The 24,616-nt window shown below is 69.0% G+C and carries 27 protein-coding genes, 6 tRNA genes and 1 riboswitch; of the genes, 19 read left to right on the top strand and 14 right to left on the bottom strand.

Features of this window, described 5'->3' with window-relative positions; translation table 11 throughout:
• Positions 1-30: 30 nt before the first annotated feature.
• The 4 genes from AC1DBL_RS12605 to AC1DBL_RS12590 all read right to left on the bottom strand — a co-directional run bounded on the left by AC1DBL_RS12605 (position 31) and on the right by AC1DBL_RS12590 (position 3,407).
• The gene (locus tag AC1DBL_RS12605; RefSeq protein ID WP_476926240.1) at positions 31-792 is read right to left on the bottom strand and encodes an SDR family oxidoreductase; all 762 of its coding nucleotides are present in this window, start codon (positions 790-792) and stop codon (positions 31-33) included.
• Positions 789-2,210, bottom strand: coding sequence for a DUF6421 family protein (locus AC1DBL_RS12600; RefSeq protein WP_476926239.1), 1,422 nt, complete (start codon positions 2,208-2,210; stop codon positions 789-791). The genes AC1DBL_RS12605 and AC1DBL_RS12600 overlap by 4 nt, the downstream gene beginning before the upstream one ends.
• Before the next feature lie 148 nt (positions 2,211-2,358).
• Complete coding sequence (gene msrB, locus AC1DBL_RS12595) at positions 2,359-2,901, bottom strand: peptide-methionine (R)-S-oxide reductase MsrB (RefSeq protein ID WP_476926238.1); 543 nt, start codon at positions 2,899-2,901, stop codon at positions 2,359-2,361.
• Between the two features lie 14 nt (positions 2,902-2,915).
• Positions 2,916-3,407: a hypothetical protein gene (locus tag AC1DBL_RS12590; RefSeq protein ID WP_441418805.1), complete on the bottom strand. Its 492-nt coding sequence runs from the start codon at positions 3,405-3,407 to the stop codon at positions 2,916-2,918.
• A gap of 103 nt (positions 3,408-3,510) precedes the next feature.
• On the opposite strand from AC1DBL_RS12590, the gene AC1DBL_RS12585 reads away from it, so the two are divergent.
• On the top strand, positions 3,511-4,833 hold the full coding sequence (locus tag AC1DBL_RS12585; protein ID WP_476892704.1) for an alpha/beta hydrolase family protein: 1,323 nt from the start codon (positions 3,511-3,513) through the stop codon (positions 4,831-4,833).
• A gap of 20 nt (positions 4,834-4,853) precedes the next feature.
• Here the strand turns inward: AC1DBL_RS12585 and ybaK are convergent, their stop codons facing one another.
• From ybaK to AC1DBL_RS12570, 3 genes are read right to left on the bottom strand one after another with little or no spacing between them, the layout of a single operon-like run.
• The gene (gene ybaK / locus AC1DBL_RS12580) at positions 4,854-5,354 is read right to left on the bottom strand and encodes a Cys-tRNA(Pro) deacylase (RefSeq protein ID WP_476926237.1); all 501 of its coding nucleotides are present in this window, start codon (positions 5,352-5,354) and stop codon (positions 4,854-4,856) included.
• Positions 5,355-5,363: 9 nt separating this feature from the next.
• Positions 5,364-5,834, bottom strand: a complete 471-nt coding sequence (locus tag AC1DBL_RS12575) for a SufE family protein (RefSeq protein WP_476892703.1) — start codon at positions 5,832-5,834, stop codon at positions 5,364-5,366.
• A 57-nt stretch (positions 5,835-5,891) separates the two neighbouring features.
• Positions 5,892-6,809 (bottom strand): sulfurtransferase, encoded by a 918-nt coding sequence (locus tag AC1DBL_RS12570; protein WP_476892702.1) that lies wholly within the window; start codon positions 6,807-6,809, stop codon positions 5,892-5,894.
• A gap of 216 nt (positions 6,810-7,025) precedes the next feature.
• Between AC1DBL_RS12570 and zapE the strand changes: the two genes are divergently transcribed.
• Complete coding sequence (gene zapE / locus AC1DBL_RS12565; RefSeq protein ID WP_441418800.1) at positions 7,026-8,063, top strand: cell division protein ZapE; 1,038 nt, start codon at positions 7,026-7,028, stop codon at positions 8,061-8,063.
• A 166-nt stretch (positions 8,064-8,229) separates the two neighbouring features.
• Here the strand turns inward: zapE and AC1DBL_RS12560 are convergent, their stop codons facing one another.
• The 6 genes from AC1DBL_RS12560 to AC1DBL_RS12535 form a co-directional block, all read right to left on the bottom strand.
• Complete coding sequence (locus AC1DBL_RS12560; RefSeq protein ID WP_175321703.1) at positions 8,230-8,496, bottom strand: antitoxin; 267 nt, start codon at positions 8,494-8,496, stop codon at positions 8,230-8,232.
• 162 nt (positions 8,497-8,658) lie between these two features.
• Positions 8,659-8,730, bottom strand: a tRNA-Val gene (locus AC1DBL_RS12555).
• Between the two features lie 50 nt (positions 8,731-8,780).
• Positions 8,781-8,853: transfer RNA gene (locus tag AC1DBL_RS12550), tRNA-Gly, on the bottom strand.
• 56 nt (positions 8,854-8,909) lie between these two features.
• A tRNA-Val gene (locus AC1DBL_RS12545) sits at positions 8,910-8,984 on the bottom strand.
• 41 nt (positions 8,985-9,025) lie between these two features.
• A tRNA-Cys gene (locus tag AC1DBL_RS12540) sits at positions 9,026-9,096 on the bottom strand.
• 46 nt (positions 9,097-9,142) lie between these two features.
• A tRNA-Gly gene (locus AC1DBL_RS12535) sits at positions 9,143-9,215 on the bottom strand.
• Between the two features lie 553 nt (positions 9,216-9,768).
• Here AC1DBL_RS12535 and AC1DBL_RS12530 point away from each other — a divergent pair.
• From AC1DBL_RS12530 to hisF, 14 genes are all read left to right on the top strand, one after another.
• Positions 9,769-9,840: transfer RNA gene (locus AC1DBL_RS12530), tRNA-Val, on the top strand.
• Between the two features lie 87 nt (positions 9,841-9,927).
• Complete coding sequence (locus AC1DBL_RS12525) at positions 9,928-10,773, top strand: cytochrome (RefSeq protein ID WP_476892701.1); 846 nt, start codon at positions 9,928-9,930, stop codon at positions 10,771-10,773.
• A 69-nt stretch (positions 10,774-10,842) separates the two neighbouring features.
• Positions 10,843-11,418, top strand: a complete 576-nt coding sequence (gene def / locus AC1DBL_RS12520) for a peptide deformylase (protein ID WP_476917407.1) — start codon at positions 10,843-10,845, stop codon at positions 11,416-11,418.
• Complete coding sequence (fmt, locus tag AC1DBL_RS12515; RefSeq protein WP_476917406.1) at positions 11,415-12,335, top strand: methionyl-tRNA formyltransferase; 921 nt, start codon at positions 11,415-11,417, stop codon at positions 12,333-12,335. The genes def and fmt overlap by 4 nt, the downstream gene beginning before the upstream one ends.
• Positions 12,332-13,957, top strand: a complete 1,626-nt coding sequence (locus AC1DBL_RS12510; protein ID WP_476917405.1) for an RsmB/NOP family class I SAM-dependent RNA methyltransferase — start codon at positions 12,332-12,334, stop codon at positions 13,955-13,957. Before fmt ends, AC1DBL_RS12510 begins: the two co-directional genes overlap by 4 nt.
• 61 nt (positions 13,958-14,018) lie before the next feature.
• Entirely contained in the window at positions 14,019-14,675 is a 657-nt protein-coding gene (rpe, locus tag AC1DBL_RS12505; RefSeq protein WP_441418795.1) for a ribulose-phosphate 3-epimerase, read from the top strand.
• An 86-nt stretch (positions 14,676-14,761) separates the two neighbouring features.
• Positions 14,762-14,915: riboswitch (FMN riboswitch) on the top strand.
• Positions 14,916-15,162: 247 nt separating this feature from the next.
• Positions 15,163-16,227, top strand: a complete 1,065-nt coding sequence (gene ribD / locus AC1DBL_RS12500; protein ID WP_441418931.1) for a bifunctional diaminohydroxyphosphoribosylaminopyrimidine deaminase/5-amino-6-(5-phosphoribosylamino)uracil reductase RibD — start codon at positions 15,163-15,165, stop codon at positions 16,225-16,227.
• Positions 16,227-16,883, top strand: a complete 657-nt coding sequence (locus AC1DBL_RS12495) for a riboflavin synthase (RefSeq protein WP_476926236.1) — start codon at positions 16,227-16,229, stop codon at positions 16,881-16,883. Before ribD ends, AC1DBL_RS12495 begins: the two co-directional genes overlap by 1 nt.
• Positions 16,880-17,563, top strand: coding sequence for a 3,4-dihydroxy-2-butanone-4-phosphate synthase (gene ribB, locus AC1DBL_RS12490; RefSeq protein ID WP_476892696.1), 684 nt, complete (start codon positions 16,880-16,882; stop codon positions 17,561-17,563). The genes AC1DBL_RS12495 and ribB overlap by 4 nt, the downstream gene beginning before the upstream one ends.
• Positions 17,564-17,584: 21 nt before the next feature.
• The gene (ribA, locus tag AC1DBL_RS12485) at positions 17,585-18,280 is read left to right on the top strand and encodes a GTP cyclohydrolase II (protein ID WP_476909547.1); all 696 of its coding nucleotides are present in this window, start codon (positions 17,585-17,587) and stop codon (positions 18,278-18,280) included.
• Between the two features lie 60 nt (positions 18,281-18,340).
• Positions 18,341-18,826, top strand: coding sequence for a 6,7-dimethyl-8-ribityllumazine synthase (ribH, locus tag AC1DBL_RS12480; protein ID WP_476926235.1), 486 nt, complete (start codon positions 18,341-18,343; stop codon positions 18,824-18,826).
• Positions 18,827-18,907: 81 nt separating this feature from the next.
• Positions 18,908-19,171, top strand: coding sequence for a phosphoribosyl-ATP diphosphatase (locus tag AC1DBL_RS12475; protein ID WP_175321714.1), 264 nt, complete (start codon positions 18,908-18,910; stop codon positions 19,169-19,171).
• 99 nt (positions 19,172-19,270) lie between these two features.
• Positions 19,271-20,113 carry an ATP phosphoribosyltransferase gene (hisG, locus tag AC1DBL_RS12470; protein ID WP_476909548.1) on the top strand — a complete coding sequence of 281 codons (843 nt, stop codon included), beginning with the start codon at positions 19,271-19,273 and terminating at the stop codon, positions 20,111-20,113.
• Between the two features lie 65 nt (positions 20,114-20,178).
• Positions 20,179-20,955: an imidazole glycerol phosphate synthase subunit HisF gene (hisF, locus tag AC1DBL_RS12465; protein WP_476917404.1), complete on the top strand. Its 777-nt coding sequence runs from the start codon at positions 20,179-20,181 to the stop codon at positions 20,953-20,955.
• A gap of 98 nt (positions 20,956-21,053) precedes the next feature.
• On the opposite strand, the gene AC1DBL_RS12460 is transcribed toward hisF, so the two are convergent.
• The gene (locus AC1DBL_RS12460) at positions 21,054-21,698 is read right to left on the bottom strand and encodes a TIGR03085 family metal-binding protein (RefSeq protein WP_175321717.1); all 645 of its coding nucleotides are present in this window, start codon (positions 21,696-21,698) and stop codon (positions 21,054-21,056) included.
• A 144-nt stretch (positions 21,699-21,842) separates the two neighbouring features.
• Here AC1DBL_RS12460 and hisI point away from each other — a divergent pair, with 144 nt between their 5' ends.
• The 3 genes from hisI to AC1DBL_RS12445 all read left to right on the top strand — a co-directional run bounded on the left by hisI (position 21,843) and on the right by AC1DBL_RS12445 (position 24,584).
• Positions 21,843-22,319, top strand: a complete 477-nt coding sequence (gene hisI / locus AC1DBL_RS12455; protein WP_476892693.1) for a phosphoribosyl-AMP cyclohydrolase — start codon at positions 21,843-21,845, stop codon at positions 22,317-22,319.
• A gap of 73 nt (positions 22,320-22,392) precedes the next feature.
• Complete coding sequence (locus AC1DBL_RS12450; RefSeq protein WP_476892692.1) at positions 22,393-23,961, top strand: anthranilate synthase component I; 1,569 nt, start codon at positions 22,393-22,395, stop codon at positions 23,959-23,961.
• Complete coding sequence (locus tag AC1DBL_RS12445; protein WP_476892691.1) at positions 23,958-24,584, top strand: Trp biosynthesis-associated membrane protein; 627 nt, start codon at positions 23,958-23,960, stop codon at positions 24,582-24,584. Before AC1DBL_RS12450 ends, AC1DBL_RS12445 begins: the two co-directional genes overlap by 4 nt.
• The last annotated feature ends 32 nt before the right edge of the window (positions 24,585-24,616 follow it).

Below are 24,616 nucleotides of genomic sequence, written 5' to 3'. Positions count from 1 at the left end.
TGCTCACGCTTTCAGTGTAGAGGTGCCGGCTTACTGGCTAAGCGGCAGGCGCCGGCCGTTCAGTTCCGCGGCGGGGGTCCGGAAGAGCCCGACGGCGGCCGCCGCCAGCTCCTCGACGTCGGTGAAGCCCGGGAACTTGCGTTCCGGGGAGGCTGCGCGCATGGCCGCGTCGACGAGGGCCTTCACCACGAAGACGACGGCGGCGCTGCGCTGCTCCACCGGCTCGGCTGCGGTTCCGGAGGCCGCGGAGCTCCCGGAGTTCCCGGACTGGGCGCGCCGGAAGCCGTCGGCCACCGCGAGGGTCCAGGCCTCGGCGGCGGCCTTCGCCGCCGCGTAGCTGGCGCCGGCCGCCGTCGGGCTGGCCACCGCGGTGGACGAGACGATCGCCAGGCGCCCGGCATCCGAGGCGGCCAGGTCGTCGTAGAAGGTCCGGCTGACGTTGCGGAGCGTGGTGACGGCGTTGCGTTCCAGGAAGGCCCAGTCCTCGTCGCTCTGGTCGGTGATGCCCTTGGCGCCGCGCCAGCCGCCCACCAGGTGGATCACGCCGTCGACGCGTCCGGCCCGCTCCGTGAGCGACGCATGGAGATCCCGGACCGCCGCCGGATCGGCCAGGTCGCAGGCCAGCGGCACCACGCCGTCGCCGGCTTCCGCGGCGGCGGCCTCGATCCGGGCGGGATCGGAACCAACGGTGAACACCGTGTGCCCGGCACCCCGGAGGGCGCGGGCCACGGCGATCCCGGACGGGCTGCTGCCGCCGGCTACCAGGACGTTGAGGGCGCGTCCGTCGCTCATCCGGCGTTCATGGCCTGGCTGGTGGAGCCGGCGGCAGCGTTGGTGTCAGCGTTGGCGTCCGTCGACCCCGTGATGCCGGCGGTTGAATCGATCACGTTCCGCATCTTCTTCTCCAGCGCCTCGTAGAACATGGAGAGCGGGAACTCGTCGTCGAGCACCTGGTCGGTCAGGCCGCGCGGCGGCCCGTCCAGCGGCAGGGCGTCCGGTCCCTTGGCCCAGACCGAGGCCGGGTTGGGCGTGACGGTGCCGGAGATCAGCTCATAGGCGGCCAGCCAGTGGGCCATCTTGGGGCGGTCGATCGAGCGCCAGTACAGTTCCTCGATCCGGGCGCCGAGTTCCACTACGACGTCGGCCGCTTCGTCCCAGTCGATGCTGAGCTTGCTGTCGGTCCAGTGCAGCACGTGGTGCTGGTGCATCCAGGCGAAGAGCAGCTGGCCGCCGAGGCCGTCATAGTTGCGGACCCGGCTGCCCGTGATGGCGAAGCGGAAAATGCGGTCGAAGATGACGGCGTACTGGACCAGCTTGGCGTGACGGCGGGCTTCCGGATCCGCCTCCTCGTCCTTTTCGATCTTCACGGACTCGCGGAAGGCGGTGAGGTCGCAGCGGAGTTCCTCAAGTGAGTACAGGAAGAACGGCATGCGCTGCTTGATCATGAACGGGTCGAACGGCAGGTCACCGCGCATGTGGGTGCGGTCGTGGATGAGGTCCCACATGACAAAGGTTTCCTGGGTCAGCTGCTGGTCTTCGAGCAGGCCCGCGGCGTCCTCCGGGAGCTGCAGCGAGGTGATCTCGGCGGCGGCGCGCAGCACGCGGCGGAAGCGGGCGGCCTCGCGGTCGGCGAAGATGGCGCCCCAGGTGAAGGTGGGGGTCTCGCGGACGGCCACGGTCTCGGGGAACAGTACTGCCGAGTTGGTGTCGTAGCCGGGGGTGAAGTCAAGGAAGCGGATCGGCACGAAGAGTTTGTTGGAGTACTCGCCCGCTTCCAGGCCGGCAATGAACTCGGGCCAGATGACCTCGATCAGCACGGCCTCGACCAGGCGGTTGCTGCTGCCGTTCTGGGTGTACATCGGGAAGACCACGAGGTGCTGCAGGCCGTTGACCCGGTGCTGCTGAGGCTGGAAGGCCTGCAGCGAGTCGAGGAAGTCGGGTACGCCGAAGCCGCCGTCGGCCCAGCGCTTGAAGTCTACGGCCAGCAGTTCCAGGTAGCGCGCGTCGTGCGGGAAGGCCGGGGCCAGGGCGGAGACGGCGTCCGTGATGGCGGCGACGTGTCCTGCCGCCGCCTGATGGTCGGCGGCATCGGGCACGGAGCCGTCCTGGCTCTGGAGGGCCTGCAGGGCGGTGGCGGCAGCCTTGAGCCGCTGCCATTCCGGGGAGCCGGCAGTGATCGGGGCAGGGGCGGTGAGGGCGGTCGTGGTCATCGTCAGTCGCCTTTCTGGTTGCTGGGAACGTCTACGGCGAGCGTAGCAAGCAAACAGAAGCTCTAACTCAAAATTGGGCTGAGCATAAGGAACTCTGAGGCATGGTGGTTGCGCCCAGCGTTCCAGCTCCAGCGGGACCGGGGCTGGCTCAGGCGTCCGTGCCGGAGGCGGGGGACTCTGCCGCGGGGACGAGCTTCAGGGAGACCGAGTTGATGCAGTAGCGCTGGTCCGTGGGCGTGCCGTAGCCCTCGCCCTCGAACACGTGGCCCAGGTGCGAATCGCAGGCGGCGCACCGCACCTCGATCCGCTCCATCCCCAGGGTCCGGTCGTGGATGTAGCGCACCGTGCCATCCGCAAGCGGGGCCCAGAAGGACGGCCAGCCGCAGTGCGAATCGAACTTTTCCCGGCTGGTGAAGAGTTCGGTGCCGCACGCCCGGCACTGGTACACGCCCGCGGTGTGGGTGTCCCAGTACTCTCCGGTGTAGGGCCGCTCCGTTCCGGCCTGGCGGAGGACCCGGTATTCCTCAGGGCTCAGTTCCTCGCGCCACTGCTGGTCGGACTTTTCCACCGGCGCCTGGCCGGCCCGCACCTGTTCCGCCGGCGCGCCGGCGGAACCGGCGTCGTCATGGGCGGGGGAGGACGCGGGGGAGGTGACGGGCGCGACTTTGGGCTTGCTGCTGAAGATGCTCATGACCTCAATAACGCTCAGGAGTCCCCGATAAATCCCGATCCGGCGTACAAATGCAGCACCGGCAGGCCGAGCTTGTCCTGCGCCTCGTTGGCCCAGTCGGTGTGGAAGGTGTCCGCGACGGCGTGCGGCCTGGTGATCACCACGGCCTGCCCGGCGTTCAGCTCCTTGACCTTGGCGACCAGGGCGTCAACGGCCCGGCCCTCGACGACTTCGCCGGTCACGCCTCCGCCGATTCCGCCCAGCGCGGCGAGCGACGCGGCGAGCGTTTCGGCCGCCGCCGTCCGTTCCACGGCCGGATCGGGATGCTTGGCAGTCAACTCCCGGAACGCCTTGGCGACCTCCAGCATGGAGAGGTTCTCCAGGAAGTCCACCAGCAGGTGGCGCTCCGTGTTCGCCGGGACCAGGACGACCAGCGGCGAATCACCGTCCGCCACGAGGGTTTCGATGTTGACGCGGTCGTCCGCGCCGAGGGGCTCTTCTGTCAGGATGACGATTGGGTCGCTCATGCCCCCAGCCTAGCCGTATTGCGCCGGGGCCGGCCCCCGCACCGGCGGCGGTATTGGTGCGCCGGATGCCGGGGTTGGCCCGGAGTTCGGTAAGAATGGTGCCATGGCATCCACCCCGCGCCTCGCCCCGCCAACGCCCCGGACCCTGATTGCCCGATCCAGTTCCCGCGCTCTGCCCGCGGGAAACCCGGACACCGGCGTGCTGGACACCGGGCTGAAGGGGAACGCCAGGTGGGCGGTGGGCGGCATCATCGGCGGAAGCGCCGCAGCCGGACTGCTCGCCGCCGGGTCCTCGGCGCTGGCCCTTTACTTCGCCCGGCGTGTCATCACCCCGGTCCGGGTTCGCGAGGAGGACCAGGAGGTGCTGGCCGTAATCCGAGAGGGCCGAGGCCTGCAGGTCATCCTCAAGGCGACCCCCGATTCCACCGTGGAGGGCGTCTACGGTTTCTTTTTCGACGGTGGCCGCGGCCATGCCCGCCTCGGCCGCATCCTGTCCTACTCGCCCGCGGAGCAGACCGTGCTGCGCGAAGTCGAGGCGGTCTATAGCGGGGACCTGACCGCGGCGCGGCGCGGCTACTGGAGCGGTGCCGTGCACCCCGACCCCGCGGCGATCGGACTGCCGTTCGAAGAGGTGCAGATTGCGGTCGACGGCGGGACGGCACCAGCGTGGCAGGTCAGGGCCGCCCCGGCGGCCGGGACGCCGACGTCGGATACCTGGGCGATCATGGTGCACGGGCGCGGCGCCTCGCGGCAGGAGGGCCTGCGCGCCGTCCGGGTGGCCCGCGAGCTGGGCCTCTCCAGCCTGCTGATCTCCTACCGCAATGACGGCCTGGCCCCGTCGGCCGCGGATGGCCGTTACGGCCTGGGCTCCACCGAGTGGCGGGACGTCGAAGCCGCGATCGGATATGCGCTGGAGCAGGGGGCGCACGAGGTGGTGCTCTTCGGCTGGTCCATGGGCGGCGCGATTTGCCTGCAGACCGCGGATTTGTCCCGGTACCACCACCTGATCCGGGCCATGGTGCTGGACGCCCCGGTGATTAACTGGGTGAATGTCCTGGCGCACCATGCCGAGCTGAACCGGATCCCCTCCGCCGTCGGACGCTACGGGCAGTTAATGATGAGCCACCGGCTGGGCCGCCGCCTGACCGGCCTGGCCGCCCCCGTGGACCTCAAGGCGATGGACTGGGTCTCCCGTGCCGTGGAGCTACGGACACCGACGCTGATCCTGCACTCCGTCGACGACGAATACGTTCCCTACGGCCCGTCCGCGGACCTGGCGGAGAAGAATCCGGAGATGGTGACCTTCGAAGCGTTCAGCACGGCACGGCACACGAAGGAATGGAACGTCGACCCGGAGCGCTGGGAGTCGCTGGTCACGGCCTGGCTCCGGCAGCAGCTCGCGCCCCGGCCATCACCCGCGGGCTAAGGCTCCCACCGCCGGAGCCGTTAGCGGTGGTTGGAGGTGCCGATCCGGGCCGTGCTGGCGCCGGTCAGCCGGATCAGTTCGGCCGGGCTGAGCTCCAGGTCCAGGCCGCGGCGGCCGCCCGAGACCAGGATGGTTTCCAGCTCCAACGCGCTCTCGTCGACCACGGTGGGGGAGGGCTGGCGCTGTCCCAGCGGGGAGATGCCGCCGAGGACGTAGCCGGTGCGGCGCTCCGCCGTCGCTGGGTCCGCCATCGCGGCCTTCTTGCTGCCCAGGGCCGCCGCCATCGCCTTCAGGTCCAGGTTGCCGCTGACCGGCACGACGCCGACGGCGAGGCGCCCGTCGACGTCGACCATCAGGGTTTTGAACACCCGGGCGGGGTCGATCCCCAGTACCTCGGCGGCCTCCAGGCCGTAGCTGGCCGCGGCGGGGTCATGGCTGTAGGGGTGCGCAACGAAGGAAACCCCGGCCGCCGCGAGTGCCGCGGTGGCAGGGGTTCCCTGGGATGCCTGTTTGCGGGCCACGGGACCGGCTCAGCCCTGCTGCGGCAGGGCGGCGACTTTGCGCTTGATCCGGCCGAGCATCGCCGTCATACCGCGCATCCGCAGGGGAGTGATGGCGCGCGTGAGTCCGAGGAGTTCGGGCATGTCGTCCGGGACGGCCAGGATCTCCGCCGGGCTAAGCCCGTCGAGGCCCTCGTGCAGCACGCCGGCGAAACCGCGCGTCGTGGGGGCCTCCGGCGGAGCCTTGAAGAACAAGCGCACGCGCTCCGGTGCGCCGCCGGACTGGCCGTCGACGCCGGGTTCCGTCTCGATCGTCAGGAACAGCGGCGACTGGCATTCCACCACCTGCTCCATCAGCTCCGGGTGGTCCTGGAGGCGCGCCGGAGGATCCGGCAGCTCCCGGGAAAACTCGAGCAGCAGCTGGAGCCGCTCGGCTTCTTCGAGGGCTTGGAAGTCGTCAACAATTTCCGCGAGGGCGGCCGGGAGGGCAGAAGTATTCATCAGTCCCAGCTTACGCACGGGCGGCGATTGTGTCCCGGTCGGATCCGGTGACTGCCCCTAGAATCCGGCCGGAACGGTGCCACGGTCGGTGCCCTTGACGATCGGGACACGCACGGCGTTTCCCCACTCGGTCCAGGACCCGTCGTAGTTGCGGACGGTATCAAAGCCCAGGAGGTACTTCAGCGCGAACCAGGTGTGGCTGGAACGCTCACCGATCCGGCAGTAGGCAACGACGTCGTCCCCTTCCTTGAGCCCGGCCTCGCCCAGGTAGAGGGCCTCGAGTTCGGGGCGGCTGCGGTAGGTGCCGTCCTCCGCTGCGGCGCGGGCCCAGGGGATGGACGCGGCGGTGGGGATGTGGCCGCCGCGCAGGGCGCCCTCTTCCGGGTAAGCCGGCATGTGGGTGCGCTGGCCGGTGTACTCCTCGGCCGAGCGGACGTCGATCAGCGGCTTGCCGAAGTGCGCCAGCACGTCCTCCTTGAAGGCGCGGATCGGGGCGTCGTTGCGCTCGACCACGGGGTAGTCGCCCGTCGCGGGCACTGTCCGGTCCGTGGTGATCGGGCGTCCCTCGGCGATCCACTTGTCGCGGCCGCCGTCGAGCAGCCGGACATCCTCGTGGCCGAAGAGGGTGAAGACCCACAGCGCGTAGGCGGCCCACCAGTTGGACTTGTCGCCGTAGATCACCACGGTGCTGTCCCGGGAGATTCCCTTCGCGGCGGCCAGGGCGGCAAAGGCTTCACCGTCCACGTAGTCGCGGGTGACCTCGTCGTTCAGGTCGGTGTGCCAGTCGATCTTGACCGCGCCGGGGATGTGGCCGGTTTCGTACAGCAGCACGTCCTCGTCCGACTCGACGACCACCAGTTTGCCGCCGTCGAGCGCACCGCCTTCAAGTGCCGCCGCGAGCCACTCGGTGGAAACCAGGCGTTCGGGGTGGGCGTAGGCGCTGAATTTCTCGTTCTGCTCAACCGGGTAGGGCATGAAGTGGGCCTTTCACTGGGGCTTTTGGGAGGCCGGGCCAGGGGTGGTACACGGCGCCGGGTCTGCCTCCACACTAACCACGCCCCGGCGGGATTGCTTCCCGGGCCTACATACGCGGAAATATGGCCTTGGTCACGTCCGTTCCCGCGCCCGGAAGGGAACCCGGCCTTTGCCGGTATTCTTTCTGGGGACACGAGACCAGCAGAACGGACCACCTTGGTACAGATCGAACAGCTCGCCGCCAGAACCCCGGCGGTTTCCGTCGATGAACTCCTCAACGGGTTTTATCCGTCGCCGCGCTTCGGCGGGGTGTCCTTCGCCAGCTACCGGCCGGATCCGGCCCAGCCCAGCCAGGCGCACGCGGTGCATGCCCTGCAAAGCTTTGCTGCCGGTGTCGGTTCCCGCGACGGCGACGGCCTGTTCAAGCGGCTCTTCGGCAAGAAGGACACCTCGCGGGCGGGCATCTACCTCGACGGCGGCTTCGGCGTCGGCAAGACCCACCTGCTGGCCTCGCTCTGGCACGCGGCCCCGGGCCCCAAGGCCTTCGGCACCTTCGTGGAGTACACCAACCTGGTGGGGGCGCTGTCGTTCCGCAAGACCGTGGAGGCGCTCAGCCACTACAAGCTGGTCTGCATCGATGAGTTCGAGCTTGATGATCCGGGTGACACGGTGCTGATGTCCCGGCTGATGCGCGAGCTCGCCGACGCCGGAGTCAAGCTCGCCGCAACGTCCAATACCCTGCCCGGCTCCCTCGGTGACGGCCGCTTCGCCGCCGTCGACTTCCAGCGCGAGATCCAAGTCCTGGCGGACCAGTTCGACGTCGTCCGGATCGACGGCGAGGACTACCGCCACCGCGGCCTGCCGAAGGCGCCAGCGCCGCTGCGCAACGACGAGCTTACGCACCATATGCAGGCGGAGTTCGACGGCCAGACGGTGGCCAAGGATGAATTCAGTACCCTGATCAACCACTTGGCCGGGGTGCACCCGAGCCGCTACCGGCAGCTGATCGACGGGATCGACGGCGTGGTGTGGCGCAACGTCGAGACCATCACCGAACAGGCCGTGGCGCTGCGCTTCGTTGTCCTGGCGGACCGGCTGTACGACAAGGACGTGCCGATCCTGGCCAGCGGCGTGCCGTTCGACCAGCTCTTCACCGAGGAAATGATGACCGGCGGGTACATGAAGAAGTACTTCCGTGCCGTGTCCCGGCTCACCGCCCTCGCCCGGGAGGGCCAGAACCACGAGCCGTCCTAGCCCCGGCCGCGGTAGGAACCCAACTAACTCGCAGTAGTTGTCGTTTTGAGGGCTCAAAACGACAACTACTGCGAGCCAGTTGGGGCTGACCCCGCGTCGGTCGTTAAACGACAAAGGTGCCGGCGCCGCCTCGCGGCGGGACCGGCACCTCGCTGACGTACCTGGGTCAGAGGCCCTGCTGCCGGGGTTCCCCGGCGACTGGTGGCTCACCCGCGACGTGCGGCTCTGCGACGGGGGCCGTTGCCGGCCGGCCGTCCGCGTTGTCCACGAAGTCGGAGGCGCCTCGCTGGGCGGAATCTACTTTGTCGGCGTATTTTCCGCCGGTCTTCGAATCGACGAAATCACCCGCCTTTTCGATGCCGTCCTTGATGGCCTGTTCGTTGCCACCAATCAGATGCTGAGCCTTGCCCTTTAGATCGTCAAGTAAACCCACGGGCACCTCCCTTCAGTCGCGGAGCCAGATCGCTCCTAGCGCTTCCGATCCTAACCGCCGGGTGGGGACGTGCCAAGGGTGTACGCCCAGAGGAGAAAGACTCTGTGCGGGGCCGTGGGAAGGGGAACGAAAAAAGCAGCCCCAAGGGAGCTGCTTTTACGGTGGGCGATACTGGGATCTAACCAGTGACCTCTTCCGTGTCAGGGAAGCGCGCTACCGCTGCGCCAATCGCCCGCAACCGGAAGGATCCGGAGTGGAGTTGTGTGAATCTGGTGAAACGACAGAGCGGACGACGAGATTCGAACTCGCGACATCCACCTTGGCAAGGTGGTGCTCTACCAGCTGAGCTACGTCCGCATTTTTAGTCCATTCCGGCAGGCCGGTGGTACTGGATCAAGCAAGTTGCCTTGCTTTGGTGGGCGATACTGGGATCGAACCAGTGACCTCTTCCGTGTCAGGGAAGCGCGCTACCGCTGCGCCAATCGCCCCTTTCGCATCCGGCCGGAACCGGAAACCAGGGTTTTCACCGAGGTGGGTACGGGATTCGAACCCGTGTATACGGCTTTGCAGGCCGCTGCCTCGCCTCTCGGCCAACCCACCGTGTAGACACAGTTCCGAAGAACCGTTGCCGTGACAGTGTCCTGCGAGCGGACGACGAGATTCGAACTCGCGACATCCACCTTGGCAAGGTGGTGCTCTACCAGCTGAGCTACGTCCGCATTGTTGCCTGCGATTCCCTGCCGTATTCGGCATTTCCTCGCGTTCCAACGAGTAAGAACTCTATAGGAGGTTCAGGGAATCTACAAATCGGGCCGCGTCCGGCGTCACCGGACCCCCGTTCTTCCCCGCAATCTAGGGGATTTTGCTAATTACAGGAGTGTAATTCGCCCCCGTTCTCACGTCGCCTGGGCGGGGCGGCGGACGTGGTGTCCGACGACGACGGCGGAGGCAGACGCGGTCAGCGAACGAGCGGTGCCGGGGGAAGGTCTGCGGATCGCTGGGGCGAGCCCGTTCCGCTGATTGCCGCAGACGGCAGCTAAGTCGACCCGTATTGCGGCTATCTTCGTCCAGCGGGGCGCGGTCCGGGCCGGCACCGACCTGCCCTCCGCCCCCGCCCCACCGATTCGCCAATCGTGGCCGCCAAATGACCCCGGAAAGCGGCCATCTTCGTCCAACGGGCGCAGCCAGGCCGGGTCGCCGAGGGGGTCCGCCCGGCATCCGGAGCGCCGATTTCTATATTCCGCCGGGGTGGGCTAGCATTCAATGGCACCGGGGCGATTGGCGCAGTGGTAGCGCGCTTCGTTCACACCGAAGAGGTCACTGGTTCGAACCCAGTATCGCCCACCTGGAAAATGGTCCGTTCCGCTCACAGAGCGGGGCGGGCCATTTTGTTTTCCCTAGAGCGTCCGACCCCTGTGAAAGAGTCTTTTTATGACCGCCCCGCTTCTCGCCCACGCCACCGACTACGGCCGGATGTATGCACGTTCCACGTCCGAGCAGTTCTCCGTACCCTCCATCACCACCGTGATCGGCCAGCAGCCCCACGGCCTGGACGGCTGGTTCGGCTACATGGGTGCGAGCAGCCTCGCGGCGGATCCCTCGCTGCCGGCGATCCTGGGGAGCCCGGCCAAGGTGCGGCAGGCGGTAAGCCGGGCGGCGAAGGCAGCCGAAACGCACCGGGACGACGCCGCCAAGCGTGGCGACCGCGTGCACAACTACTGCGAGCAGGTGGCCCTGCGGGCGCTTGGCCGGCCGCATCAGATGAAGGAAACCCGTGAGGCCCTCGCGGCCAACGGTGAGGAAGCCTTCGCCGCGCGCTTCGACGAGTGGTGGGAACTGTTCCAGGTGGAGCCGATAGCCCCGGAGATCACGGTCTGGAACAAGACCGTGGGCTACGCGGGAACCCTTGACCTGGTGGCCAAGATCAATGGCCGCACCTGCCTCATCGACTACAAGACCAAGGGCACCAGCCGGGACGGCACGGTCAAACCGCTCGACGACAAGGTCGTCATGCAGCTGGTGGCCGGCATGAAGGCGGAGGAAAGCCTCGTGGACCCGGTGGCAGGGGAGTGGGAAGCCTGGCAGCACGGCGATTCCCCGATCCTCCTCGCGGTGGCCATCGGCGAGACCGAGGTCCGGCCGCAGCGGGCCAACCCGGAGGTGCTCAAGCATCACTGGTGGAAGTTCTGCGCGCTGCGCCGCGTCTGGGAGATGTCCGCCGACACCTCGGCCGCCGGAGCAGCCCTGCTGCCGATCGCGCCGCCGGTGGCCCGCTGAGCCGGAAGCCCGAGGCTGCCACTAAACTGGATGGGATCCCAAGCAGCCCACCGTGAGGACAGATTGCCCATGGCCATTTTGAATATCCGCATCATTGGGGACCCGGTGCTGCGCACAGTTGCCGATCCCGTGACGGAATTCGGGCCTGAGCTGGAAAAGCTCGTTGCCGACATGACCGAAACCATGGAGGACGTGGAGGGCGCCGGCCTGGCCGCACCCCAGGTCGGCATCAGCCAGCGGGTCTTCACCTACCGCATCCGCGGGGTGGAGGGCCACATCATCAACCCGGTGCTGGAGAACAGCGAAGACTTCCAGCCGGACGAGGTGGAAGGCTGCCTCTCCATTCCCGGACTGGGGTTCCCGGTCCGCCGGCGCCAAAGCACCCGCGTCACCGGCGTCGACGTGCACGGCAACCCGGTGGTGCTTGAAGGTGAGGGCATGCTCGCGCGGGTCTTCCAGCACGAAACGGACCACCTGGACGGGATCCTCTTCACCGACCGGCTCGAAGGCGAGGACCGCAAAGCGGCCCTGCGCGCCATCCGCAACGCCAACTACGACTCCATCACCGAGCAGACGACGTCGAAGCGCGCCAAGACCGTCGGCTCGAGCTTCGGCGCGGGTTCCTCCTTCGGAACCGGCCAGTGAGGGTCCTCTTCGCGGGAACCCCGGCCGTCGCCGTCCCCTCGCTGGCCGCCCTCGTCGCGGCCGGCTTCGACGTCGTCGCCGTCCTGACCCGGCCGGATGCTCCCTTGGGACGCAAACGCGTCCTGACGCCCTCGCCGGTCGCCGCCCGCGCCGCGGAGCTCGGCATCGAGGTCATCCATGCCGCCAAGGTCGATGCGGCAGTGACGGCCAGGATCGAGGCGGCCGCGCCCGACGTTGCCGCAATCGTCGCCTACGGCGGACTCATTCCGCGGGCGGCCCTGGACGTTCCCCGGCACGGCTGGATCAACCTGCACTTTTCGCTCCTGCCGGCCTGGCGCGGGGCTGCGCCTGTGCAGCGGGCACTCATCGCCGGGGACGACATCACCGGCGCCGTGACTTTCCGGCTCGAAGAGGGCCTGGACACCGGACCCGTGTTTGGCACCCTGACCGAGGCGGTGCGGCCCACGGACACCGCGGGGGAGTTGCTGGACCGACTCTCGCACAGCGGCGCCGTGCTGCTGACCCAGACACTCTCCGCCGTCGACGCCGGCAAGGCCACCGCCGTGCCGCAGCAGGGCGACATCAGCCTGGCCCCGAAACTCACCCTCGAGGACGGCCGGCTCGACTGGCAGCAGCCGGCACTCGCGATCGGACGCCGCGCCCGCGGAGTGACGCCGGAACCCGGGGCCTGGACCACGCTGGACGGACAGCGCATCAAGCTCGAACCGGTACTGCTCCGGCCCGGGGCTCCGGCCCTGCGCCCGGGACACCTGGCCCTCGACGGGAAAGCCGTCCTGGTCGGGACCGGCTCGCACCCCGTTGAGCTCACCCGGGTCCAGCCTGCGGGCAAGAAAATGATGACCGCCGCCGACTGGGCGCGCGGACAGGCAACACTGGAAAGCGTGGTCTTCGAATGAGCGAATCCGGATCAAATGGCAGCGGCCGGGCCAGGGGCCCCCAATCCGGCGGACAAGGGTCCGGCGGCCAGGGGTCCGGCGGCCGCGGCGGCCAGGGCCCCCGGGGCGGCGTGAAGCGGAACGCGCAGGGACGCGAACGGAACCGCGGACCGCAGCGCAGCTACACCGAAAGTGCCCCCTCCCAGCGCAGCCGTCGAGCCGACCCGGCGCGGCTGGTCGCCTTTGAGGTGCTGCGTGCGGTGGCCGCCGAGGACGCCTACGCGAACCTCGTGCTGCCGGCCCGGATCCGGCATCACGGATTGGACAAGCGCGACGCCGGTTTCGCCACCGAGCTCAGCTACGGCGCCCTCCGCGGCCAGGGCACCTATGACGCGATCCTTGCCCGCTGCGTGGACCGCCCGCTGGACCAGCTGGACCCGGCCATCCTCGACGCCCTGCGGATCGGCGCGCACCAGCTGCTGGCCATGCGGGTCCCGGCGCACGCCGCGCTCGACGAGACCGTCGGCCTGGCCCGCGCCGTGATCGGCGCCGGCCCCTCCGGCCTGATCAACGCCGTGCTCCGCAAGGTCTCCGCGCACACGCTGGACGAGTGGCTGGAGCTGCTGCTTCGCGACGAGCCGGACGAGACGAAGGTGGCGTCGGTCCGCTACGCCCACCCCGAGTGGATCGTGCGCGCCTTCCGGCAGTCCCTGGTGGCGCATGGCCGCCCGGTGACCGAAATCAACGACCTCCTTGAGGCAGACAACGCCGCGCCCGTGGTGAACCTCGTGGCGCTGCCCGGTCTCGGCAGCCTCGACGAAGCCCTCGAAAGCGGCGCCACACCCGGCGAGCTCGTGGAAGGTTCGGCGCTCTCCAGCGGCGGCGACCTTGGCCGGCTTGCCTCGGTGCGGGATGGCAGCACCCGGGTCCAGGACGTCGGCTCGCAGCTGGTGGCGCGCGCCCTGGCCTCCGTGGACCTTGCTGCGGGAACCGGCGCGGGCGGCGCCGAAAGCGCCGTCGGCGGCCCTGGCAGCCAGGCCGGCGGCGAACGCTGGCTTGATCTTTGCGCCGGACCCGGCGGCAAGGCAGCCCTGCTCGGCGCCCTGGCCCGGCAGCACGGCGCCACCCTGCTCGCCAACGAGCCGGCGCCGCACCGCGCGAAACTTGTCCGTCAGGCCCTCGCCGCCGTCCCGCACGAGGTCTGGCATGTCCGCACCGGCGACGGCCGCGAGGTCGGGTCCGAGATGGCGGAAAGCTTCGACCGGGTGCTTGTGGACGTACCCTGCACCGGACTGGGCGCGCTGCGCCGCCGCCCGGAATCGCGCTGGCGGCGCACCCCCAAGGACCTTGTCGATCTCGGCCCGCTGCAGCGGGAACTGCTTAAGTCGGCCCTCGATGCGGTCAAGCCCGGCGGTGTGGTGGCCTACGTGACGTGTTCCCCGCACCCGGCCGAGACCACCGCCGTCGTCAGCGACGCGTTGCGCAAGCGCGACGACCTCGAGTTGCTCGACGCCGGCGCGGCCCTCGACGCGGTGAGCCTCACCGGCCACCTCGAGGCCGGCCACGACCTCACGGCCCAGCTCTGGCCGCACCGGCACCGGACGGACGCCATGTTCCTGGCGCTGATCCACAAGAAAGCCTGAGCTTCGGCCATACTGGCACCAGTTACCTGACCTTCCGACCAGCGCAACGACAAGGAAATCCATGGCCCATTGCTGCATCCACCCGAGCATCCTTTCGGCGGACTTCGCGAACCTCCAGTCCGAGCTCCACAAGATCAGGACCGCTGACGCCGTGCACGTGGACGTGATGGACAACCATTTTGTGCCCAATCTCTCGCTCGGGCTTCCGGTGGTCCAGCGGCTGCAGGAAGTCAGCCCGATCCCGTTGGACGCGCACCTCATGATCGAGCACGCCGACCGCTGGGCGCCGGCCTACGCCGACGCCGGGTTGGCTTCCGTGACGTTCCACGCCGAAGCATCCATCGCGCCGGTGAAACTGGCCCGCGAGCTGCGCGCCCGCGGCGCCAAGGCCGGCCTGGCGCTGCGGCCCGGCAGCGGCGTGGAGCCGTTCCTGGACATGCTCGGCGAGCTGGACATGATTCTCATCATGACGGTGGAACCCGGCTTCGGCGGCCAGGAATTCCTGGACCTCACGCTGCCCAAGATCCGCCGGGCCAGGGCGGCAATCGACGCCTCCGGCCTGGATATCAAGATCCAGGTGGACGGCGGAATCACGGAGAAGACCATCTGGCGTGCCGCCGAGGCCGGGGCGGACGTCTTTGTGGCCGGCTCCGCTGTCTACGGCGCAGACGACCCGGCGGATGCGATCGGGCGGTTGCGGGCCGCGGGCAGCCGCTAGCCCGCCGGAACATGACGAAAGTTGTACCGTCCGTTCCGCGGGAATAGCCGGGCCGTCCGCCCGGTTGTGTCAGAATAGCTACACACATACGTGCTCCGGGGTCGGTGTAAGTCCGAACCGGCGGTTATAGTCCGCGACCCGCGAGCCGGCACTCTTCCCTTGGGGAAGGATGACGGCGGACGGTTGAACCGGTGGAACTCCGGTACCGACAGTTAAAGTCTGGATGAGAGAAGCACGTACAGCTGTTACTGCGGAGCCCTCACGGCGCCGCGGAATTGCGCTGTCGTATACCCCCGGAGCCATCGCGGTTCTTGAGGGAAGGAACGACAGACATGAACCCCTTGCGATGGCTCTTCGCCGACTCCGCGGTCCTACGGGACCGGGCGGGCGGCAAATGAGCGTTCAGCAGGCGGCCGCCGGGCCGCAGGAACAGCCGGACAAGGAAGGCTTCGCCGCCGCCGGCTTCAGCGCCGCCGAGACGGCCGCCATGGATGCCGCCCTCGCAGCCGCGGCGCAGGGCCCGCGGGGTGCGAACCCGCTGGTGGGCGCCGTCATTATCGGGCCCGACGGCACACCCCTCGTGACCGGCCACCACCGCGGCGCCGGCACCCCCCACGCCGAGGCCGACGCGATCTCGCAGGCAGTGGCGGCCGGACTGGACCTGACCGGCACCACCATGGTGGTCACGCTCGAGCCGTGCAACCACTGCGGCCGCACCGGCCCCTGCGCCCAGGCCATCATCGACGCCGGCGTGGCCGACGTCGTCTACGCCATCGACGACCCGCATGATCCCGCCGCCGGGGGAGCGGCCACCCTGCGCGCCGCCGGTGTCAGGGTCCGGTCGGGCCTGGGCGCCGTCGCAGCCCTCGAGCTCAACCGACGCTGGTTCGACGCCGTCGCCGCCAAACGGCCCTTCGTCACCTTGCACATCGCCCAGACCCTGGACAGCCGGATCGCGGCCAGCGACGGCACCAGCCAGTGGATCTCCAGCCCCGAGTCGCTCGCCGACAACCACGCGTTGCGGGGCCGGATCGATGCGATCCTGGTCGGCACGCAGACGGTCCTGGTCGACAACCCGCGGCTCACGGCCCGCACCCCCGACGGCGCAGCCGCGGAAAAGCAGCCGCTGCGGGCCGTCATGGGCCTGCGCGGGATTCCCGACGGCGCCGCCGTCAACGGCGGCGACGGCAAGGCGCTGCACCTGCCGACCCGGGACCCCCGCGAGGCCCTGGACCAACTGTTCGACGCCGGCGTCCGGCACCTCATGGTCGAAGGCGGCTCGCGGATCCTGAGCGCTTTCCTCGCCGCGGGCCTCGTCGACGAGCTGATCGTCTATCTGGCCCCGACGCTGCTTGGCTCGGGCACACCTGCCCTGGAGGACCTCGGCATCGGCACCCTCGCCGATGCCCAGCACTGGGACTGGGACCAGGCCTCCGGCGGCGCCGTCCGGATGCTGGGCCGCGACCTGCGGCTGCACCTGCGCCCCGCCACTGACACTTCATCCGATTCCACCCCGCGCACCGACGCGGACACCGCCGCAGGAGGCTACTGATGTTTACCGGAATTATCGCCGAGCAGGGGAAGGTGCTCTCCGTCGAGCGCGACGGCGAAACCAGCGCCACGCTGCGCCTGCACGCCCCCGGCAGCACCGAGGGACTGGCCCACGGCGGCTCGATTGCCGTCAACGGCGTCTGCCTGACCGCCACGGACATCGACGGCGCGGACTTCAGCGTCGACGTCATGGGGGAGACCCTGCTCCGCAGCACCATCGGCGGGCTGGCAGCCGGGGATCCGGTCAACCTCGAGCGCTGCGTCCAGGCCGGCGGCCGGCTCGACGGCCACGTCGTGCAGGGGCACGTCGACGGCGTCGGCGAACTGCTGGAACGCGAGCCGCTCGGCAACTGGGACCGGCTGCGCTTCGGTGTGCCGGCCGGGCTGGCCCGCTACATCGCGGAGAAGGGCTCGATCGCCGTCGACGGCGTCTCCCTGACCGTTACGGCCGTGAGCCCGGCGCCGGAGCCGGCGCCGTGGTTCGAAGTCGGCCTGATCCCGACGACCCTGGCCGAAACGGGCCTGGGCGCCAAGTCCATCGGCGCCCGCGTGAACCTTGAAGTGGACGTGCTGGCCAAGTACACCGAACGGCTGCTCGCCTTCGCCCCCGCCACGCCCCGCCCGGAGGCTGCGCACCGCCAGGCGGCCGCATCATGAGCCGGCTGCAGGAGAACCGCGGACTCGCCGTGGACGCGCCCGCCGCGCTGGACCCGATCGAAGACGCGATCCGCGCCATGGCCGCCGGCCGGCCGGTGCTGGTGGTCGACAACGAGGACCGCGAAAACGAAGGCGACATCATCTTCGCCGCGCAGCACGCGACCCCGGCGCTGATGGGCTGGACCATCCGCTACAGCTCCGGCGTCATCTGCGTACCGCTGACCAGTGAACGGGCGGACGAACTGGCGTTGCCGCCGATGGTGGCGATCAACCAGGACTCCAAAGGCACCGCGTACACGGTTTCGTGCGACGCGGCGGTGGGCGTGAGCACCGGAATCTCGGCCACCGACCGGGCCCTGACGGCCCGGATCCTGGCCGATCCGACCAGCCAGCCAAATTCGCTGACCCGTCCCGGGCATGTTTTCCCGCTCCGCGCCGTTAAGGGGGGTGTGCGGGAGCGTCCCGGCCACACCGAGGCGGCTGTTGAGCTGTGCCGGCTGGCCGGCCTGGAGCCCGTGGGCGTAATTGCAGAGCTGGTGCACGACGACGGAGAAATGATGCGGCTGGACGGACTTCGCGGTTTCGCGATCGAACATGGCTGCCCGCTGATCTCGATTGCCGACCTGGTGGCTTACCTTGAGGCCGGTAACCCCGGCAGCCACGCAGCGGCATCCGCCTGACACCTGGATTGAGGAGAGACAATGACGACTTCTGAAGCGCAGCCGGCCACCCCGGGACAGCAGCCGCATCCGGTCAGCGGCGGGCCAATCGTCCAGCTGCCCACCGCGTACGGCGACTTCGTGGCGCAGGCCTGGACCGATCTGGACACCGGCGCCGAACACCTCGCCGTGAGCTCCCCGCTGCCGGCCACGGACGGCCAGGCCCCCCTGGTCCGGCTGCACTCCGAATGCCTCACCGGGGACGTGTTTGGTTCCTACCGGTGCGACTGCGGCGAACAGCTGGCCTATGCCCTGGAGATGATCCACGAATTCGGTGGCACGCTGCTCTACCTGCGCGGCCAGGAAGGCCGCGGCATCGGCCTGGCCAACAAGATCAAGGCTTATGCCCTGCAGGAGGCCGGCTTCGACACGGTCGAGGCCAACGAGCAGCTGGGCCTGCCGGTGGACGCCCGCTGCTACAAGGCAGCGGCCCAGATCCTCGCCGAGATGGGCCTGCACGAGATCCGCCTGCTGAGCAACAACCCGGACAAGCAGGACAGGCTGGCCCAGGCCGGCGTCCGGGTGGTCGAGATGGTCCCCACAGAGGTGCCCTCCCGGGAACAGAACCTCCGCTACCTGCAGACCAAGAAGGACCGGATGGACCACCGGCTGGTCCTCGACATGGAGCCCGCCGCGCCCGCCGCCGGACAGCTCGGCTTCGAGCACGAACAGGGCTGAGCCCTCCCGCAGCACCCCCAAGCAAGCACCCCCAGACACCTCCCACAGCAAGGAGCTCCCATGAGCGGCCACGGCGCACCCCAGATTGACCTGACCACCTTCCAGCGCGACGAAACCTCACGGCTGAAACTGGCCATCGTGGCCGCCAGCTGGCACACCAAGATCATGGACGGCCTGCTCGACGGCGCGCTGCGCGCCGCCAAGGACGCTGGCATCACCGAACCGACCGTGCTGCGCGTCCCCGGAACCTTTGAACTGCCGGTCGCGGCAGCCCGGCTGGCGCCGCACTTCGACGCCGTAGTGGCGCTCGGCGTCGTGATCCGGGGCGGCACCCCGCACTTCGAGTACGTCTGCGAAGCCGCCACCCTCGGCCTGACCGAGGTCAGCGTCCGCACCGGCGTGCCGGTCGGCTTCGGCGTGCTGACCTGTGACACCGAGCAGCAGGGCATCGACCGCGCCGGCCTCCCCGGCTCCACCGAGGACAAGGGCCACGAGGCCGTCACCGCCGCGCTGGCCACCGCCGTCACGCTCAAGCTGTACTCCTAAGCTGTGTATTCGCTCACATCCGGGCCGTCATGCAAGGGCCCGGCAGGCGTGCTCCGGCCGTGAACAAGTAGGCTGGAGGGTGTGAAGAATTTCGAGTCGCTGTTCGCAGAACTGAGTGAGAAGGCAGCCACCCGCCCGGAGGGCTCCCGCACCGTCGCCGAACTGGAGTCCGGAATCCACGGCATCGGCAAGAAAGTCGTGGAGGAAGCAGCCGAGGTCTGGATGGCTGCCGAGTACGAATCCGATGAGGCCGCCGCGGAAGAAATTTCGCAGCTGCTCTATCACCTGCAGGTTCTGATGCTCGCCAAAGGACTCAGCCTGGAAGACGTCTACAAGCATCTCTAGCCACGTCGCGCCTTCCCCCGGACCTTTGTCCGGGGGGCCGGCGCACCGCGTGGCCCGCTGTGCCTGCACCGATGACTTCCTAACCAGAAAGAACTTCCCATGCTGAGAGTTGCCGTCCCGAACAAGGGATCCCTGTCCGAAGCCGCCTCCGCCATGCTTGCCGAGGCAGGCTACCGCCAGCGCCGCGACAGCCGCGAATTGGTCATGGTGGACCCGGACAACGACATTGAATTCTTCTTCCTCCGCCCCCGTGACATCGCCGTGTACGTCGGCCAAGGCACCCTGGACGTCGGCATCACGGGCCGCGACCTGCTGCTCGACGCCGAGGTTGAAGCCGAAGAGCTGCTGCCGCTGGGCTTCGCGGCCTCCACCTTCCGCTTCGCCGGCCCGGTGGGGGATTTCACCGCCATCGACCAGCTCGAAGGCAAGCGCCTTGCCACCAGCTACGACGGGCTGCTCCGCGGCTACCTCGCCCAGCGCGGCATTAACGCCAAGGTCGTCCGGCTCGACGGCGCCGTCGAATCCTCCGTCCGGCTTGGCGTCGCGGACGCGATCGCCGACGTCGTCGAAACCGGCACCACACTCAAAGCCGCCGGCATGGAAATCTTCGGCGAGCCGATCCTGAACTCCGAGTCGGTCCTGATCGGCCGCAAGGGCGAGCAGAACCCGGCCACCGAAGTGCTGATCCGCCGCCTCCAGGGTGTGCTCGTGGCCCGGCAGTACGTGCTGATGGACTACGACATCCGCAAGGAACTCGTGGAGCAGGCCGCGGCCTTGACGCCCGGACTGGAATCGCCCACCGTCTCGCCGCTGCGCGACTCGGAGTGGGTGGCCGTCCGCTCGATGGTGCCGAAGAAGGACACCAACCGGATCATGGACGAACTCTATGACCTCGGGGCCCGCGCCATCCTGGTCAGCAGCATCCACGCCTGCCGGATCTAGCGCGGCCCGTCCGTGAAGCCATTATCCGTGAGCTCATCGTTTGTGAGCCCAGTTCAGGAGCAGCCATGTCCGTAGCCGTCCGTGTCATCCCGTGCCTGGACGTCGACGCCGGCCGGGTGGTTAAGGGGATCAATTTCGAGGGCCTGCGCGACGCCGGCGACCCGGTGGAGCTCGCGCACCGCTACGACAACGGCGGCGCCGACGAGCTGACCTTCCTGGACGTCACCGCGTCCTCCGGCAACCGCGAAACCACCTTCGACGTCGTCCGGCGCACCGCGGAGGAAGTCTTCATCCCGCTGACCGTAGGCGGCGGCGTCCGCGGCGTGGCCGAGGTGGACAAGTTGCTGCGCTACGGGGCGGACAAGGCGGCCATCAACACCGCGGCCGTGGCCCGGCCCGGGGTGATCGACGAGATTACCCGGCACTTCGGCTCGCAGGTGCTGGTGCTTTCCCTCGATGCGCGGCGCACCCGTCCCGGCTCGCAGCCGACACCGTCCGGGTTCGAGGTCACCACGCACGGCGGCCGCCAGGGCACAGGCATCGACGCCCTCGCCTGGGCCCGCGAGGCCGCCGACCGCGGCGTCGGCGAGATCCTGCTCAACTCGATCGACGCCGACGGCACCAAGGACGGCTTCGACCTGGAACTGATCCGCCTGGCCCGCGCCAGCGTGAAGGTGCCGTTGATCGCCTCGGGCGGCGCCGGCAGGCCCGAGCACTTCCCGCCGGCCGTAGCTGCGGGCGCGGACGCCGTGCTCGCTGCCTCGGTGTTCCACTTCGGGCCGCTCGACATGATCGCCCAGGTCAAAGCCGCCATCCGCGAGGCAGGCTTCGAAGTCCGCTAACCCCCAGCCTGATTAAGGCAACGCGGGGTCACATTGCGCCCATCCCGAAGGGGAATATGGGCGCGATGTGACCCCGCGTTGCTTGGTTAAGCGCGAGCTTAGAGTCCGACTTCGGCGGACTGCAGCAGCGCGACGGCGTCCGGCTGGCCCTCGAAGGTCACCAGCGCGTGCCGGGTCCGGCCATGCGCGTGCATCAGGAGCTCACCCGGTTCGCCCACGATCGCGACCGAGACGGGGGCCCGCTTGGCAACATGCCGCGGCCCGGACGGGCGCACCAGCACGATGCCGAGGTCCACGCCGCGGTACAGGATGGCGGCGCGCTTGATCAGTTCATCCCAGAGTGCGTCCGAGTAAGCCTCGTCCAGGGCCCGGGGCGCCCAGCGGTCCACCGCCCGGCGGACATCCTCCGTGTGCACGAAGTACTCGATCAGGTTGGAGCTTTCGTCCAGGGCCTTGATCCGCATGGGGGAAAGAGCGGGCGGCCCGGCGCGGAAGGTGTTGACCAGCTTCGCGTAGGCTTCCGGGGTCCGTACCGTGGCGGCGAGTTCGGCCGTGGCCTCATCCGAGGCCTTGGACAGCCGTTTGATCAGGAGCCCCAGGCCAACACGGGCTTTGCGCTCCCGCAGGTAGAGGTGGGCTGCAAGATCACGGGTTTGCCAGCCCTTGCAGAGCGTGGGGGAGTCAGGACCGGCCGCCAGCAGGGTTTCGGCCAGAACTTCTCGGGACGGTTCGACGAAATGCATCACTTGTGAAACTAGCACGAGAGGCGCGCCTCTGGGCACAGGAAGCGCCGTGGTTTCGGCCGCAACGCGCTTTCGGCGGCGATGTTAAGCGCGGTGCCCGCAACGCCGGGCAGGGGCGGGCGCGGAGGCACTAGACTTGAGCTGATGTCTGAGCAGCCCGCCCCCGCCCCCGTCCCGGTCGACGACCAGCTAAACGCCCCGGAAAATTCCGTCCCGGTTTCCGCCGCGCCGGGTTCTGCCGTCCCCGATTCGGCGCACGACGCCGGCCCGCTCCCCGCGGGTCTCGCGGCGTCTCTCAAGCGGGACAGCGCCGGCCTGGTGGCCGCGATCGTCCAGCAGTTCGACACCAACGAGGTGCTCATGCTGGGCTGGATGGACGACGAGGCGCTGCACCGCACGATGACCAGCGGGCGGGTCACCTTCTACTCCCGCTCCCGGCAGGAGTACTGGCGCAAGGGCGACACTTCCGGCCACGTGCAGTGGGTCAAGTCGCTCGCTCTGGACTGCGACGGCGACGCCCTGCTGGTCCGGGTCGACCAGGTCGGCGCCGCCTGCCACACCGGGACCCGGACCTGCTTCGACGGACGCGCGCTGGACGCCGTCGTCGGCCAGGCCGACTGACCGGCGCACCGCGGCGCAGGCCGCGGGCACCTCGCAAGCTTTAGACCAAGAGAACAGGCGGAAAAACGCAGCCATGCAGGACCTTGGAATCATCAGCCCCAGCCTGGACGAGTTCCGGGAACTCGCCGGCCACAGCCGTGTCATCCCCGTCCGGCTCAAGGTGCTGGCTGACGCCGAAACGCCGATCGGGCTGTACCGCAAGCTCGCCCAGGGCCAGCCCGGGACGTTCCTGCTGGAGTCCGCCGCAGTGGGCGGCGCCTGGTCCCGTTACTCCTTCATCGGCGCGCGGTCCCGCGCCACGCTGACCACCAAGGACGGGCAGGCGCACTGGCTCGGCGAGCCGCCCGTCGGCGTGCCGCTGGACGGCAGCCCGGTCGATGCCATCCGGGACACCGTCCGTGCCCTGCACACCGAACGTTTCGAAGGACTGCCGCCCTTTACCTCCGGCCTCGTCGGCTTCCTCGGCTGGGAAACCGTCCGGCACTGGGAAAAGCTCACCAGCCCGCCGGAAGACGACCTGCAGCTTCCGGAAATGGCGCTGAACCTCGTGACGGACATGGCCGTGCACGACAACATGGACGGCACGGTGCTGCTGATCGCCAACGCGATCAATTTCGACAACAGCTCCGAACGCGTCGACGAGGCCTGGCACGACGCCGTCGCCCGGGTGAAGGACCTGCTGGCAAAGATCAGCACCCCGACGGAGCAGCCCGTCTCCGTACTCCAGCCCGCAGCCCTGGACTTCGCGTCGAGCGTGCAGGAGCGCTGGGATGAAAACGATTACTTGGCCGCCCTGGACCGTGGCAAGGAAGCGATCGTCGACGGCGAAGTGTTCCAGGTGGTGATCTCGCGCCGCTTCGAAATGGAGTGCGGAGCCGATCCGCTGGACGTCTACCGGGTCCTGCGCAACACCAACCCCAGCCCGTACATGTACATCTTCAGCCTCGAGGACGCCGCCGGCCGCCAGTACTCGATCGTGGGCTCCTCCCCGGAGGCCCTCGTGACAGTCACCGGGGAGGAAGTCATCACGCACCCGATCGCCGGGTCCCGGCCGCGTGGCAAGACGGTTGAAGCGGACAAGGCCTTCGCCGAGGAGCTGCTCGCGGACCAGAAGGAACGCGCCGAACACCTCATGCTGGTGGACCTGTCCCGCAACGACCTCTCCAAGGTCTGCGTGGCCGGAACTGTGGACGTCACGCAGTTCATGGAGGTGGAGCGGTTCAGCCACATCATGCACCTGGTCTCCACGGTGGTGGGCAGGCTCGCCCCGACCGCGACGGCCTACGACGTGCTGAAGGCCACCTTCCCGGCCGGCACCCTGTCCGGAGCGCCCAAACCCCGTGCGCTGCGGCTCCTGGACGAGCTGGAGCCGCACCGCCGCGGCATCTACGGCGGTGTGGTGGGCTACCTCGACTTCGCCGGCGACATGGACATGGCGATCGCCATCCGTTCCGCCCTGCTCCGCGAAGGCCGCGCCTACGTGCAGGCCGGCGGCGGGATCGTGGCCGATTCAGTCAACGCCACCGAGGCGATCGAAACCATCAACAAGGCGGCCGCCCCGATGCGGGCCGTCCACACGGCCCAGTCGCTGCGCAACATCACGGCCGACACCGTGCCCAGTGCCGGGACGGAGCAGCCATGACCGGCCCCGCCATGGTCAAGAGCACCAGCCCGGCCGTCCCGCGCTGGGCCCGGAAATCCACCCTGGTGCTGGTGATTGCCGCGCTTGCGCTGGCGGTCTTCGGCACCACCACGCAGACCTGGCTGACCGTGCAGCTGGACCCCAGCCAGCTGGGTCAGGGCGTTAGCAGCCAGAACGGCCTGCAGGTCCAGGGCAGCAAGGCCGCCACCACGGTGACGGCCCTCGCCCTTGTCGCCCTCGCGGGAGGCCTCGCCGCCTCCATTGCCGGGCGCATCGCCCGCTGGGTCATCACGGCGATCATCCTGCTCGCCTCCGCAGGGATCGTTGCCGCGGCGGCAACCGTGCTGGCCGACCCGCTGGCCGCGGCGCAGGGTTCCATCGCCGCCGCCACCGGCATCAGCGGCAGCAACGTCCAGGTGGCCCTCACCGCATTCCCCGTGCTCGCCGTCGTTGCCGGGTCGCTGCTGGGCCTCGGCGCCCTCGCCATCGTCCCTGCCGGACGGTACTGGAAGAGCCGCACGAAGTACGACGCGGCCGCCAGCGCAGGCGCTTCGGACCCCGCGCAGCCGGCCGATGAGATCGACAGCTGGGACCGGCTCTCCCGCGGCGACGACCCCACCTGAGCCCGCACCCCGCAGCGCGGCCGGTAACGCGG

The organism is Arthrobacter sp. 10T44 (genome assembly GCF_056393885.1).
This window is presented reverse-complemented; position numbering and strand designations above follow the sequence as displayed.

Coding starts and splice junctions, on each gene's coding strand:
- AC1DBL_RS12605 (WP_476926240.1), bottom strand. CDS start 792: ATGAGCGACGGACGCGCCCTCAACGTCCTGGTAGCCGGCGGCAGCAGC.
- AC1DBL_RS12600 (WP_476926239.1), bottom strand. CDS start 2,210: ATGACCACGACCGCCCTCACCGCCCCTGCCCCGATCACTGCCGGCTCC.
- msrB (WP_476926238.1), bottom strand. CDS start 2,901: ATGAGCATCTTCAGCAGCAAGCCCAAAGTCGCGCCCGTCACCTCCCCC.
- AC1DBL_RS12590 (WP_441418805.1), bottom strand. CDS start 3,407: ATGAGCGACCCAATCGTCATCCTGACAGAAGAGCCCCTCGGCGCGGAC.
- AC1DBL_RS12585 (WP_476892704.1), top strand. CDS start 3,511: ATGGCATCCACCCCGCGCCTCGCCCCGCCAACGCCCCGGACCCTGATT.
- AC1DBL_RS12575 (WP_476892703.1), bottom strand. CDS start 5,834: ATGAATACTTCTGCCCTCCCGGCCGCCCTCGCGGAAATTGTTGACGAC.
- AC1DBL_RS12570 (WP_476892702.1), bottom strand. CDS start 6,809: ATGCCCTACCCGGTTGAGCAGAACGAGAAATTCAGCGCCTACGCCCAC.
- AC1DBL_RS12525 (WP_476892701.1), top strand. CDS start 9,928: ATGACCGCCCCGCTTCTCGCCCACGCCACCGACTACGGCCGGATGTAT.
- def (WP_476917407.1), top strand. CDS start 10,843: ATGGCCATTTTGAATATCCGCATCATTGGGGACCCGGTGCTGCGCACA.
- AC1DBL_RS12510 (WP_476917405.1), top strand. CDS start 12,332: ATGAGCGAATCCGGATCAAATGGCAGCGGCCGGGCCAGGGGCCCCCAA.
- rpe (WP_441418795.1), top strand. CDS start 14,019: ATGGCCCATTGCTGCATCCACCCGAGCATCCTTTCGGCGGACTTCGCG.
- ribD (WP_441418931.1), top strand. CDS start 15,163: ATGGATGCCGCCCTCGCAGCCGCGGCGCAGGGCCCGCGGGGTGCGAAC.
- AC1DBL_RS12495 (WP_476926236.1), top strand. CDS start 16,227: ATGTTTACCGGAATTATCGCCGAGCAGGGGAAGGTGCTCTCCGTCGAG.
- ribB (WP_476892696.1), top strand. CDS start 16,880: ATGAGCCGGCTGCAGGAGAACCGCGGACTCGCCGTGGACGCGCCCGCC.
- ribA (WP_476909547.1), top strand. CDS start 17,585: ATGACGACTTCTGAAGCGCAGCCGGCCACCCCGGGACAGCAGCCGCAT.
- ribH (WP_476926235.1), top strand. CDS start 18,341: ATGAGCGGCCACGGCGCACCCCAGATTGACCTGACCACCTTCCAGCGC.
- hisG (WP_476909548.1), top strand. CDS start 19,271: ATGCTGAGAGTTGCCGTCCCGAACAAGGGATCCCTGTCCGAAGCCGCC.
- hisF (WP_476917404.1), top strand. CDS start 20,179: ATGTCCGTAGCCGTCCGTGTCATCCCGTGCCTGGACGTCGACGCCGGC.
- AC1DBL_RS12460 (WP_175321717.1), bottom strand. CDS start 21,698: ATGCATTTCGTCGAACCGTCCCGAGAAGTTCTGGCCGAAACCCTGCTG.
- hisI (WP_476892693.1), top strand. CDS start 21,843: ATGTCTGAGCAGCCCGCCCCCGCCCCCGTCCCGGTCGACGACCAGCTA.
- AC1DBL_RS12450 (WP_476892692.1), top strand. CDS start 22,393: ATGCAGGACCTTGGAATCATCAGCCCCAGCCTGGACGAGTTCCGGGAA.
- AC1DBL_RS12445 (WP_476892691.1), top strand. CDS start 23,958: ATGACCGGCCCCGCCATGGTCAAGAGCACCAGCCCGGCCGTCCCGCGC.